Below are 13,087 nucleotides of genomic sequence, written 5' to 3'. Positions count from 1 at the left end.
ATGACGGCGGTGTGTGTTGCAGAAAATGAAAAACGGCCGCCGGCATTCCTGCCGACGGCCGTGTTTTATTGAAGCTTGACGCTTACTTCGGATACTTGAATTCCGGAGCGGCCTTCAGGGCTTCCTTGGTGGTGTTCATCGTGGCCAGCCACTTGTTGTTCTTGGTGTCGTACTTGACGTTGACCGACGACGGCGACACGGCGACGTAGTGTTCGCCCATGCCGAGGAAGCCGCCGACCGAGAGGATCATGGCTTCGATCTTGTCGTTCTTGAACGCCAGATCGCTGATCTCGCCGACGGTCTCGTCCTTCTGGTTGGTAATATTCAGGCCCTTGAGCTTGGAGCTGAACATCTCGTCCTTCGACACCGTCGAGAACTTTGCATCGGCCGGCGCCGTGCCGGTCGTGGTGGTGCTGGTCTGCGCCAGGACGGGAGTGGCAAGCAGAGCAAGCGAAGCGGTGATCAGTGCAAGTTTCTTCATGGTGTCCTCCATCGCAGAATGCGTGCTCTATAATGCGAGGAGGTAACAATCGTTCCGTACGCAGTTCTGGAACCCTACGAGGCGACGCGGCGCGCGTCCTTTCCGTGCAGGCGCGACAGCAGCGACTTCGCGGTATCGCCGGGCAGCAGGGTCGCGACCACGACACGCGGCTCGACCCGCTGGTCACGTTTGGCGCTGTGCAGGGTGTGCTTCATCACGCTGGAGAGACGCTTGGCGATCATATGGGCATTGCGCAGATCGGTTTCGGCAAACGCCACGATCACCGAGCCGTCGTCCTGCAGGGCGCCGAAATCCATCTGTCGCATCAGCCGGCTGAGGATGCGCGCCGCATCGAAGCGCGCGCGGTCGGGGATCTCGTCGAACGAGAAGCGCACCACCGACATGCCGCCGCCGCGCGACTGGGTCTGGTAGACGGCGGTGGAAAAATCGCGTTCGAACGCGGCGCGGGTCAGAAGGCCGGTGCGGGCATCCAGCAGGCCGTCGGAGTCCAGCGCCTTCAGGGTGCGGCTGAGGCGGGCTTCGAAGGCGTGTTGCCGAACCAGAGGCAACGCATGCGCTGCCACGTCGGCGGCTTCGCCGGAGATCATTTCGAGATTGGGCAGGTCATAGGCCGGCGCGAGACCGGCGGCGGTGACGGTCACAGGCAGATTGCGAAACCGGGCATCCTCGGTGAGCACCGTCAGGAAGGCATCGACCACCCGCAGGCTGAAACCCTCGCCGATAATGATGCCGTCGATGTCGCGTGCGTTGAGGTGCTTGGCGGCGGCCTCGATGCTGAGGGCGCCGATCACGCCGACGCGCTCTCCCAGCGCCACCGACAAAGCGGGGTAGCCGGCGCCGCGGCCGATCAGCAGCACATTGGCGTCTTCGAGCGGATCCGGAGTCTGCAGGGCGGTACGCTTGACGGCGTCTGCGGTGAGACGGCGAACCACTGTGGCGTGCAGGGTGCGGACCCGCAACGCGGCACGCAGGCGCGCGTTGAGGCGATCGAAGCTACCGGCAGACTGCACAAACGGAATGGCGTGGGCGGGAAGCGGCGCTATGGGATCGATGGCGATCAGCGGCACGTAAGGCTGCTTGGCCGCCAGTCGCCGCGCCAGCGCCTCGAACGTTGGCTCGTCGGCCGCCGTTGCCGAGACCAGCACGGCTGCGGGTTGCACGCGCGCGACCGCGTCCAGCGCTTCCGGCCAGGTCGCGTCGATGACCGGAAACATTTTGGTATCGGCAAGGGCAGCGGAAAACGTCGGCGGCCTGGTCGCGGAGATGGCGACGATGGGAGCCTGATCGGACATTGTCGATGACCTGGACTGAGCGATGATTGGGTCGCGTCAGGCTAGTCGGGCGTCCTTAATACGGCGTCAATGATATCCCTCGATTGCGATCAGTCGACGCTGGCGCGATCGCGAAACGCCTCCGCCATCAGCGGGTTGAGGCCCAGTTCGGTCAAAGCGTCGCGCGCGCGCGTATTGTTTGCGGCGCGGCCGGCGAGCCGGTAGCCGCTGAGGCGATCGGGCAGGGCTGTCAGCATGGTGTTCTGGCCGAGCCGCCGGGCCCACTCGCTGAGATCCTGCGCCAGGAAGCGGTAGCCTCCGACGGCCATGATGCCCGATGGCGGCGCTGTGATGCAGATGGCGCCGGTGGAGCGGTCGAGCCGTGCGGCAAAGCCGGTATCAACGTGGTCGGCGGCCGGCCCGGCCGACATCAACGACTGGCTGGGCTCGACGGGGGCCGCGTAGGCTAGTACCGGCACCATCGGCCCGCGCAGGCCGAGCGTGCCCTTGGGCGTAATCAGGATCTCGCCGGCGATGGAGGAACTGGCCACCGCGCGCGGCGCGCCGTGGGAGCCGGGCATGATGGCAACGGGCAGGCCGTCGCTGCCGCGGCGCGCGCCGAACAGTCCGGCCTCGCCGAACAGATAGATGTCGGTCAGCACGGCCTGTTCGCTCGTCCACAGCGCGCTGGTGAACACCTGTTCCGGGGCGCGCCAGAGACCGACCACGTGGTGCAAGGTCGGCGTGCGCGCCAGCATGCCGGCATCGGCGAGCCGCTGCGCCAGCGGGGCGGGTGCCACCAGCACGTCACAGGCGAGACCGTTGATCTGCTGCTCCAGCACCTCGCTGTCGAACGGATGGTGTAGTGCCAGGGTGCCGCCTGACAGCAGCCAGGTCACCAGCGACGACGCGACGCTGGCGAAGGAGCATGGCGCCAGCGCCGACATGATGGTCGCGCCTTGCGGCAGGCCGCTTTCGAGGAACACTGAAAGTCCGCCGGAGATCAGGTTGAGATGGGTGCGCGGGACCGCGCGAAACCCGTCGGCGGTCACGTCGAAGGAAATGATCGCTGCGCGCCGCGCGTCCTGCGTCACCAGCAGCGGTTCGCTGAATTCGGCGGTCATCGCCGCATCGAGCGAGGCCATGCCTTCCGGCAGGTCGTTCCCGAAGCCGCAGACATGGCGGATCGAGAACGCCTCGGCGGCGGCGTTCATCGCCAGGTCGGCATGGCTGACGCCGTCGATCCGGCTCGATGTCACGATGGCGCGGGCACCGGTGCGGTTCAGCGCGATCGTCAGTTCGGCTTGCCGCCACAGTTGCGGCAGCAAAGCGACCACGAGACCTGCGCGGTGCGCGGCCAGCACGGTGAGCATGAATTCGACGGTGTTGGGCAACTGAACCGCGATCACCGAATTGGCCGGCAGCCCGCTGTTGATGAAATGCGCGGTCAGCGCCGCGATCCGCTGTTCGGCCTCGGCGAAGGTCAGGCGCAGCGGCGGCGTGCTGGTCACCCGCATCTTGTCGGCGGGGTCAATCAGCGCCAGCGCGCCCGGCTGGCGGGCGAGAATGCGGCGGAACAGGCCGTCGAGCGTGGGCGATGCGTTGGCTGTTGTCACGGGTCACTTCCGATCGGGTCTGTGCCACCAAGTCTCGGGGAGGTAGCCCGTCAACGCCGTGGCTGCAGGCCGTTCTATCCGATTCCATCGGGCAATCCATTGTTCCCCGACGTAGTAGAGCGGAATTGCGTAGAAGCCGGACATCAGCACCCGATCCAGTGCACGGACCGCCGTGACGAAATCGGGACGGTCGTGGGCTACCAGCATGGCCGAGATCATCGCATCGATGGCAGGATCCCGGGCGCCCATGTAGTTGCGGGTCCCCGTGAGGTCCGCCGCCTGGGTGCCCCAGTAGAAGGATTGTTCGTTGCCGGGCGACAGCGACTGGTCCCAGCGGTTCTGGATCATGTCGAAATCGAAGTTGAGACGGCGCTGGTCGAACTGCACGCCATCGACCGAACGCACCGAGGCCGTGATGCCGGCGCGCTTGAGATCGCGCCCATAGGCCAGCGCAATGCGCTCCTGGTCGCGGGTCGTCACCAGGATCTCGAAGGTGAAGGGAATCTTGGTGCCGCGCTGCCGCAGCAGGTTGCCGTCGAGATCGTAGCCGGCCTGTGACAGCAGCGCCAGCGCCGTGCGCAAGGCGCCGCGGTCGCGCCCGGAGCCGTCGCTGACCGGCAAGCGGAAGCTGCCGTCGAGGATCTCGGATGGCAGCCGGGCCAGATAGGGCTGCAGCAGGGCGCGTTCGCCGGAATCGGCGGCGCGGCCATAGGCGGACAGTTCGGATCCCGCGAAGAAGCCGCCGGAGCGGGTATAGAGGCCGAAGAAGTAGTTGCGGTTGATCCATTCGAAATCGAACAGCAGGGTCAGCGCGCGGCGGACCCGGACGTCGGCGAACATCGGCCGCCTTGTGTTGAACACCAGGAACTCGGACGGCTTCGGCAGCCCGGTCTTGATGCTGTCGCGGGCCACATCGCCGCCGCGCGCGGCGGGGAAGTCGTAGCCGTCATGCCAGCGCGACGGTTCGTTCTCGACGCGGTAGTCGTACAGGCCGCGCTTGAACGCCTCGAAATGGCCGTTGGCCTCGCGATAGAAATCCAGCCGGATCTCGTCGAAATTCCACAGCCCGCGATTGACCGGCAGGTCGCGGCCCCAATAATCGGGGTTGCGGGTCAGGGTGACGCTGGCGCCGGGCTTGACGGTGGTGACGCGATACGGCCCGGAGCCCAGCGGCGCGGCCATCGAGGTGTCCTCGAAGGTGGCGACGTCGATGGCGTGCTTCGGCAGCACCGGCATCAGGCCGAGGATCAGTGGCAATTCGCGGTCGCCCTGGCCGCCGAAATCGAACCGCACCGTGCGTGCGTCCAGGGCCTCGGCCTTGGTCACCTTGGCGTAGAACTGGCGGTGGTTGGGGCGGCCCTTGTCGCGCAGCAGCTCCCAGGAGAACAGCACGTCGTCCGCCGTGACCGGCCGGCCGTCGGAGAATTGCGCCCGCGGATTGATCCGGAAGGTGACATAGGTCCGGGCGTCGTTGGTCTCGATGCTCTCGGCCAGCAGGCCATAGAGCGTAAAGGCTTCGTCGTTGCCGCGGGTCATCAGGCTTTCGATGACGAAACCGCGGACCTGCTGCACCGCCTGGCCGCGCACGATCAGGGGATTGAGGCTGTCGAAGGTGCCGAGAATGCCCTGGATCAGGCGGCCGCCCTTGGGGGCGTCCGGATTGGCGTAGGGCATGTGCGTGAAACCGGCTGGCAGGGCAGGCGAACCGTGCATGGCGATGCCCTGAGCGCCCTCAGCCCGTACCGGAACCAGGCCTGCCAGCATGGCCAGCCACGTGACGGCAACGCAACTCCAGCGCGGACGGCTGCGGACATGCGATGCAACGGCACGGTTTGATTCGGCGGGGTTCACCCGGAAATACTAGCATGACCGCCATGCGCACCGCCGCGGCCTATCAAATATGGTTGTCGCCATTGATCTTTTCGTCCGCCGATGTATTGAAGGCGGGCAATTGACGAGGTCGGCGCGGCTTGTCACGTAAGGGCCTCAATTGGCAACGAGACACCGGCCAACGGGTCAGAGTCACAACTCGCTTTGGCGAGGCGCCACCGTTCAGAAAGGGTTTTCCGCAATGAATTTCCGTCTCTTGGCCGCGTCGGCGTTTCCGCGCAGGCGGGTTTTCACCCTGCTGACGGCAACGGCACTGACCGCCACGATCACCGTTTCCGCAGCGCAGGCCCAGGCGCCCGCGCCGGGTGCGCCCGCCGCTGCCCCGAAGGCGGCTCCCAAGGCTGCGCCGAAGGCTGCTCCGAAGGCCGCGCCGGCTGCCCCCGCGGCCCAGGCCCCGGCCGGTGCTCCGGCCGCCGGCGCGACACCGCCCGAACAGCAGGTCCAGCTGATCTATGCGCCCTGGACCAAGTTCTGCCTTAAGGGCCAGGATGCAGCGGCGAAGCAGGTCTGCTTCACCGGCAAGGACGGTCGTATTGAATCCGGCCAGCCGGTCATCGCCGCGGTGATCATCGAGCCGGAAGGCGAGCCGAAGAAGATCCTGCGCGTGACGCTGCCGCTCGGCATGCAGCTGGTGCACGGGACCCGCGTCATCGTCGACAACAACGCCCCGGCGCAGAGCCCCTACGTGATCTGCTTCGCCAACGGCTGCATGTCGGATTACGAAGTCACCCCGGAACTGCTGGCCAATATGAAGAAGGGCCAGAACCTGATCGTTCAGGCGATCAACTCCAACGGTGCGCCGCTGACCCTGCCGCTGCCGCTTGCGGAATTCGCCAAGGCATATGACGGCCCGCCGACCGATCCGAAGGTGTTCGAGGAAACCCAGAAGAAGCTGCAGGAAGAACTGCAGAAGCGCGCGGAAGAAGCACGCAAGAAGCTTGAAGCTGCGGCCCCGTCGGGCGGCGCGCCAGCCAACCCGGCCGCGAAGTAAGTTTCGTCAAAGCAATGCAAAAAGGCGCTCAGAAATGAGCGCCTTTTTTTATTGGTCGTTCCGTGGTGCAAACGGTGTCAGCCGGCCGCACCCCGGAATGACAGTACAGGAATTCAGTTCAGCGACGGATTGCGCGGCCGGTAGCCGCCGCTCTTGTCCTTGACGAAGATCTCGGCGACCTGGGAATGCCGGATCGGTTCGCCGGAGTCATCGGGCAGCAGGTTCTGTTCCGAGACATAGGCGACGTATTCGGATTCCGAATTCTCGGCCAACAGATGGTAAAACGGCTGGTCCTTGTGCGGCCGGACTTCTTCGGGAATCGACAGCCACCATTCCTCGGTGTTGTTGAATTCCGGATCGATATCGAAAACCACGCCCCGGAACGAGAAGATCCGGTGGCGTACGATCTGTCCGATCTGAAATTTGGCGGTCCGCGCTACGATCATGCCTCGTCGAATAGACCAGGATTGTGGCCGATGCTAGAGGCCGCGCGATGATTTAATGCGGCCAGGCCGACTAACCGCCGTCTCGAATGACTGGAAACCCTCGGCTCGGCACTATCAAGGATTGTATTCCGATTTGTAAGCGGAGCTTTATCGGGGCTAACCAAAGTGCTTCGTAACGGATGGACGCGAGATCGCGGGCATCTGCGGCCGGCATGGGGCAATCGGTCGCGTGAAAACCGAGACTGGGCAGGGATTTCGGCGCGTCTGTGATAGTGTTCGCATGCGATCTTCGTTATCATTGTCGAATGGAACGCAACGCAAATCAAAGTTTGCCTGTCAGGCAGTCGAACGGGCTACGCCGTTCGATGCTGATGTTCCTTGCGTTCGTTTACCTGTTCGTTGGTATCGCTCACAATATCTCCTGCCTCGATCAAGCGGTCGCTTCGAGCGTCGCGATCGAGCATGTCTCCGACGCCACTGACGACGGCGGGACAAAGACGGGCGTCGCCATTTGCGATCATTGCCCGACCTGCGTTCCCGCCGTGCTCCCGGCGCCTTCTGTCGCTGCCGCGCCGTCCGCCGTTCCGGCCCCACCCGTCGTGACGATCGCGTCCGTGTTGCTTGCGGGCCAGTCCCGGCTCGACACCCCACCGCCCAAAATCCTGACCTGAACGCCTTCGCCGGGCGCGCGAGCGCCTAGACTCGACCGTTCTTCAGGTTCCTGAATTCATGTTTATGAGAAGCGTCGCCACGCTGTTCGCGTGCGCGTCGGCACTGCTTGTCAGCCCGTTGCTGACCGCCGTGTCCTATTCGCAGACCATCATTTTGCAAACCGCACTTCAGCGTGCGCTGGCCACCAGTCCACGGCTGACGGCAGCGGAGCGCGATGTCGGCATCGCGTCGGGCCAGCGGATCCAGGCCGGAGCGCTGATCAATCCGGAGGTGTCCTACGAGCAGGACAATTCGTTTGGCTCGCGCACCTATCGCGGCACGCGCTCGGCGGAGACCACACTGCAGATAAGCCAACTGTTCGAATTGTTCGGCAAGCGCGACGCGCGCATTGCAGCCGGGCAGGCGGGCGTCGAAACCGCCGCGATCCAGCGCAAGGCAATCCGGCTGGAAGTGCTGGCGGAAACCGCCGGCGCATTCCTCAACGTGCTCGGCGCCCAGCGCCGGATACAGATCCTTGACGAACAGATCGCCGAGATCGACCGGATTGCGCCCCTGCTGCAACGGCGCACGGAGGCGGGTGCTTCATCCGTGGCCGAGACCGGACGTGCGGAAGTGGCCTCCGCTTTGGTCAAGGCCGATCGTGAACGGGTTCGGTCGCTCCTTGCCACTTCGAAACGAGAACTGGCCGTGCTGATGGGGGATACGACGCCCAAGTTCTCGGCCGTCTCCGGGCGGCTCGATGCCACCGGGCGCCCGCCGTCCTTCAGCGCCGTGATTGCGGCTATCGATGCGAATCCGCAACTGATGCGCTGGACCGCCATCTATGCTCAGCGCAACGCCGAGCTTCTCATCGCGCGGCTGCGTCCCTATCCGGACGTGCGGGTCAACGCCGGTTGGCGGCATTTTAACGACACCGGCGACGACGCCGTTCGGCTGGGGGTCACGGTTGCGATCCCGGTGTTCGATCAGAACCAGGGCAATATCCTTTCGGCGCAGGAGAGCCTCGCCAAGACGCGCGCCGAGCGGGAGGCCAACCGCAATGCACTGATCGTACTGGCAGGACGTGCGTACGACACCTTGCAGGGGTCGCTCCGCGAACTGGCCATCCTCCGGGAGTCCGCGATCCCGAAGTCGCGCCAGGCATCCGATGCGATCTTCGAGGGATACGGTCAAGGGCGGTTTTCGCTGCTCGAGGTGCTAGACGCCCAGGCCAGTGTCGCCCAGGCCCGGCTGCGCGAACAGGAGGCCCAGCAGAATTTTCATGTCGCCGTCGCCATCATCGAGGGGCTCGTCGGCAATCCATTCGCACTGGCGCGGGAGAGCGCACGATGAAGAAACTTGTCGTCATGATCGTCGGCGCGCTCGCGGTCTTCGCCGTGGGAACTGGCGTCTACGTCGCATCGTCGGAGAAGCCATCCGCCTCGACGGCGGAGCCGTCGAAGCACGAGGAGAAGGGCCACGAGGAAGAGGGCCACGAGAAGGAGGGCGTCGTCGAGATGAGCGACGACAAGGTCGTGTCTTCGACCATCGAAATCCTTCCGGTCTCCGAGGCGACCTTGAAGGACTCGATCACGCTGAACGGCATCATCCAGCCCAACCAGGAAATGCTGGTCCAGGTTACGCCGCGTTTTCCGGGCGTCGTCCGCGAGATCAGGAAGCGCATCGGCGATCCCGTCGAAAAGGGCGAACTGCTTGCGAAAATCGAGAGCAACCAGAGCCTCACCACGTATGAAATGCGCGCTCCAATTTCGGGAACGGTGATCGACCGCCAGATCTCGCTCGGCGAATATGCCTCGGAGCAGAAGCCTTCCTTCATCGTCGCCGATCTGTCGACGGTTTGGGTCGATCTGTCCGTCTACCGGCGCGACCTGTCGCGCGTGAAGGTAGGCGATACCGTGGTCATCGATGTCGGTGACGGCGGAAAGCCGATCGAGACCTGGATCTCCTATGTCTCGCCGGTGGGAAGCAGCGATACCCAGAGCGCGTTGGTACGCGCGGTCGTCCAGAACGAGGGCCTGCGGCTGCGCACGGGACTGTTCGTGTCGGCGCGGCTGATCCTCTCCGCAAAGAAGGTGCCGATGGCCGTGAAGGCGACCGCGATCCAGTCGGTGGAGAACCGGAACGTCGTCTTCGTCCGGAACGGCAAGAAGTTCGAAGTGCGGGAGGTCGAGATTGGCGCCCGGGATCGGGAAAATGTCGAGATCCTGTTCGGTCTTCTGGAGGGCGACAAGTACGCGGCGCGGAACAGTTTCATCGTGAAGGCCGAACTCGGAAAGGGCAGTGCCGGTCATGAGCACTAACCCCAGCCTTTGGGCGTCAGCGCCTGACTCCGCAATCCAGCACCGTTCGCTTTCCGCTCTTGAGAATCCGCCGCAGGACTACGTTTCCGGAGCTTCACGATGATCGACGCCGTCCTGGCCTTTTCTGTCCGCCAGCGTTGGCTGGTGATGATCGGCGTTGTGCTTATGGGGGCCTTCGGCGCCTGGAATTTCAGCAGGTTGCCGATCGATGCCGTTCCCGACATCACGAACGTGCAGGTTCAGATCAACACGAATGCGCCGGGCTATTCGCCCCTCGAAGTCGAGCAGCGCATCACCTTTCCCATCGAGACCGCGATGGGCGGCCTGCCGAACCTGGTCAACACCCGCTCGCTTTCCCGCTACGGCCTCAGCCAGGTGACGATCGTTTTCAAGGACGGGATCGACATCTATTTCGCGCGGCAGCTCGTCAACGAGCGCGTGCAGCGCGTGAAGGACATGCTCCCGACCGGTATCGAGACCGCCATGGGACCGGTCTCGACCGGGCTTGGCGAGATCTATCTCTATACGGTTGAGGCGAAGCCGGGCACCAGGAACGCCGAGGGTCAGCCATTCAGCCCGTCCGACCTGCGGACGGTTCAGGACTGGATCATCAAACCGCAGCTCCGCAACGTCACCGGTGTCAACGAGGTCAACACGATCGGCGGTTTCGAGAAGCAATTCCATGTGCTTCCGGACCCCAGCAAGCTGATGGCCTACAGGCTCAGCTTCCGCGATGTGATGGCCGCGTTGGCTGCCAACAATGCCAACGTCGGCGCTGGCTATATCGAGAAGAACGGCGAGCAGTACCTCGTCCGTACGCCCGGCCAGGTCGCTAATCTCGATGAGATCGGGCAGATCGTCATCGGGTCTCGCGGCGGTGTCCCCGTCAGGATCTTCGACGTTGCCGACGTGAAGGAAGGAAAGGATCTCCGCACCGGCGCGGCCACGCTCGACGGGAATGAAACGGTCATGGGAACCGCGATGCTTCTGATCGGCGAGAACAGCCGGACGGTTGCGCAGCGTGTTGCCGCCAAGCTCGAGCAGATCGGCAAGTCGCTTCCTGACGGCGTGTCCGTCCGGGCGATCTACGACCGGACGCATCTGGTCGATGCGACCATTGCGACCGTGGAGAAGAATCTCGTCGAAGGGGCGCTGCTGGTCATCGTCATCCTGTTTCTCATCCTCGGCAACTTCAAGGCGGCCATTGCTACGGCCCTGGTCATTCCGCTCGCCATGCTGTTCACGATCACGGGGATGTTCGAGAACAAGGTCAGCGCCAACCTGATGAGTCTCGGGGCGATCGACTTCGGCATCATCATCGACGGCGCCGTGATCATCGTCGAGAATTGCCTGCGCCTGCTCGCCCACGAACAGGTGAAGCGCGGACGGATACTGACGCGCGACGAGCGTTTCGAGACGATCATCGCGGGCTCGCGCGAGGTCATCAAACCGAGCCTGTTCGGCACGCTGATTATCGCTGTCGTGTATCTGCCGGTCCTGACCCTGACAGGCGTCGAGGGCAAGATGTTCACGCCGATGGCGTTGACGGTCCTGATCGCGCTTCTCGGGGCCAGCATCCTTTCGATGACGTTCGTTCCCGCCGCCGTGGCGCTGATGGTCACGGGCAGGGTGTCGGAGAAAGAGAACTGGTTCATGCGGCTGGCCCATCGGTCCTACGTGCCGATCCTGAACCTCGCTATCCGGTTCCGAGGGGCCGTGGCCGTGATGGCCGTCGTGCTGATGGGCGCCAGCGGCTATGCGGCATCGCGCATGGGCGGCGAGTTCATCCCGAGCCTGGACGAGGGCGACGTCGCCATCCAGGCCATCCGTATCCCCGGGACGAGCCTGACGCAGTCGCTGGAGATGCAGCAGGCTCTGGAGCGGCGTCTGCTGAAGATTCCGGAGGTGAAGGAAACCTTTGCGCGCACCGGCACCGCCGAGGTTGCCACCGATCCCATGCCGCCGTCGATCTCGGACGGCTATGTGATGTTGAAGCCGCGCGACCAATGGCCGGATCCGCAGAAGCCGAAGGCCGACGTGGTGAAGGCGATCGAGGAGGCGGCCGAGGAGGTCGCCGGTAGCAGCTATGAATTGTCTCAGCCCATCCAGCTGCGCTTCAACGAACTGATCTCCGGCGTCCGGAGCGACGTCGGCGTGAAGATCTTCGGGGATGACCTGGACGTGCTCGCGCAGATGGCCGGCAAGGTCCAGACCGTGCTGCAGGCGGTGCCGGGAGCCGCAGACGTGAAGACGGAGCAGGTCGCCGGTCTGCCGGTTCTGACGGTGAAGCTCGACCGCAAGGCGCTGGCGCGCCTCGGCATCAGCGTCGCGGACGTCCAGAGCCTGGTCGAAATCGCGGTCGGCGGCAAGAGCGCGGGCCTTGTTTTTGAAGGCGACCGCCGGTTCGATCTGGTCGTGCGATTGCCCGAGGACAGCCGCTCGGACATCGAAGCGATGAAGGCGCTGCCGATCCCGCTGCCGCCGCTGGACGGGCAGGCCAAGGTCCAGCCCGCCGTGCTGGGCACTTCGCCGCTGAGCCAGATGCGCTACGCGCCGCTGTCCGAACTCGCGGAGATCACCGTGTCACCTGGTCCGAACCAGATCAGCCGCGAGGACGGCAAGCGACGCATCGTCGTGTCCGCCAACGTCCGTGGCAAGGATCTCGGCTCCTTCGTGACCGATGCCCAGAACCAGATCGCCCAGAAGGTGAAGTTGCCCGCGGGATACTGGATCGGGTGGGGCGGGCAGTTCGAGCAGCTGGTTTCGGCGTCACAGCGTCTCATGATCGTCGTCCCGATTGCGTTGCTTCTGATCCTGCTCTTGCTGTTCATCAGCCTCGGATCGGTCGCCGACGCATTCCTTGTCTTCAGCGGCGTGCCGCTCGCGCTGACCGGAGGCATCTTCGCATTGCTGCTGAGGGGATTCCGCTTTCGATCAGCGCGGGCATCGGGTTCATCGCCCTTTCCGGCGTCGCGGTACTCAACGGTCTGGTGATCATCACCTTCATCGAGCGTCTGCGTCATGAGGGCAAGACGATCATGGAGGCGGTCCATCAGGGGGCACTCACCCGACTGAGGCCAGTTCTGATGACGGCGCTTGTTGCCTCGCTTGGCTTCGTTCCGATGGCTATTGCAACCGGCGCCGGTGCCGAGGTCCAGCGGCCGCTGGCCACTGTCGTCATCGGCGGAATCATCTCCTCGACCATCCTGACGCTTCTCGTTCTTCCGGCGCTCTACATCCTGTTCCGTCGGGAATCTTCGCCTGCCGCCGGGCCGGCGATGCATATCCTGGCCGCCAATGGAGACCGCTAGATGAGGAAAATACTGCTCGTCGCGAACAAAACATTGGCTCATAAGACCGGAATTATGAGTCCCCACCAAATCGGGCCAACAGCAAGAA

At 64.2% G+C, this 13,087-nt stretch carries 9 protein-coding genes and 1 pseudogene; 5 read left to right on the top strand and 5 right to left on the bottom strand.

The window, feature by feature from the left end; genetic code table 11:
• Nucleotides 1–82: 82 nt before the first annotated feature.
• The 4 genes from ONR75_RS18825 to ONR75_RS18810 form a co-directional block, all read right to left on the bottom strand.
• Nucleotides 83–481, bottom strand: a complete 399-nt coding sequence (locus ONR75_RS18825; RefSeq protein WP_265078603.1) for a PRC-barrel domain-containing protein — start codon at nucleotides 479–481, stop codon at nucleotides 83–85.
• Nucleotides 482–555: 74 nt separating this feature from the next.
• Entirely contained in the window at nucleotides 556–1,794 is a 1,239-nt protein-coding gene (locus tag ONR75_RS18820) for a GGDEF domain-containing protein (protein WP_265078602.1), read from the bottom strand.
• A gap of 89 nt (nucleotides 1,795–1,883) precedes the next feature.
• Nucleotides 1,884–3,389: a class I adenylate-forming enzyme family protein gene (locus ONR75_RS18815; protein WP_265078601.1), complete on the bottom strand. Its 1,506-nt coding sequence runs from the start codon at nucleotides 3,387–3,389 to the stop codon at nucleotides 1,884–1,886.
• Nucleotides 3,390–3,392: 3 nt separating this feature from the next.
• The gene (locus tag ONR75_RS18810; protein WP_265078600.1) at nucleotides 3,393–5,153 is read right to left on the bottom strand and encodes an extracellular solute-binding protein; all 1,761 of its coding nucleotides are present in this window, start codon (nucleotides 5,151–5,153) and stop codon (nucleotides 3,393–3,395) included.
• A 307-nt stretch (nucleotides 5,154–5,460) separates the two neighbouring features.
• On the opposite strand from ONR75_RS18810, the gene ONR75_RS18805 reads away from it, so the two are divergent.
• Nucleotides 5,461–6,270 carry an invasion associated locus B family protein gene (locus tag ONR75_RS18805; protein ID WP_265078599.1) on the top strand — a complete coding sequence of 270 codons (810 nt, stop codon included), beginning with the start codon at nucleotides 5,461–5,463 and terminating at the stop codon, nucleotides 6,268–6,270.
• Nucleotides 6,271–6,383: 113 nt separating this feature from the next.
• Here ONR75_RS18805 and hspQ read toward each other — a convergent pair whose 3' ends face one another.
• Nucleotides 6,384–6,716 (bottom strand): heat shock protein HspQ, encoded by a 333-nt coding sequence (gene hspQ / locus ONR75_RS18800; protein ID WP_265078598.1) that lies wholly within the window; start codon nucleotides 6,714–6,716, stop codon nucleotides 6,384–6,386.
• A 305-nt stretch (nucleotides 6,717–7,021) separates the two neighbouring features.
• Between hspQ and ONR75_RS18795 the strand changes: the two genes are divergently transcribed.
• The 4 genes and pseudogenes from ONR75_RS18795 (at nucleotide 7,022) to ONR75_RS18780 (ending at nucleotide 12,999) form a co-directional block, all read left to right on the top strand.
• Nucleotides 7,022–7,387 (top strand): hypothetical protein, encoded by a 366-nt coding sequence (locus ONR75_RS18795; protein WP_265078597.1) that lies wholly within the window; start codon nucleotides 7,022–7,024, stop codon nucleotides 7,385–7,387.
• A 58-nt stretch (nucleotides 7,388–7,445) separates the two neighbouring features.
• Nucleotides 7,446–8,720 (top strand): divalent metal ion exporter subunit IhpA, encoded by a 1,275-nt coding sequence (ihpA, locus tag ONR75_RS18790; RefSeq protein WP_265078596.1) that lies wholly within the window; start codon nucleotides 7,446–7,448, stop codon nucleotides 8,718–8,720.
• A complete protein-coding gene (gene ihpB, locus ONR75_RS18785) occupies nucleotides 8,717–9,688 on the top strand; it encodes a divalent metal ion exporter adaptor subunit IhpB (protein WP_265078595.1) in 972 nt (323 codons plus the stop codon). Before ihpA ends, ihpB begins: the two co-directional genes overlap by 4 nt.
• A 99-nt stretch (nucleotides 9,689–9,787) precedes the next feature.
• A pseudogene (locus tag ONR75_RS18780) lies at nucleotides 9,788–12,999 on the top strand (efflux RND transporter permease subunit).
• The last annotated feature ends 88 nt before the right edge of the window (nucleotides 13,000–13,087 follow it).

The organism is Rhodopseudomonas sp. P2A-2r (assembly GCF_026015985.1).
In the GTDB taxonomy this organism is placed as follows: domain Bacteria; phylum Pseudomonadota; class Alphaproteobacteria; order Rhizobiales; family Xanthobacteraceae; genus Tardiphaga.
Note: the sequence above shows the minus strand (reverse complement) of the source record. Positions and strands in the feature narration are given on the sequence as shown.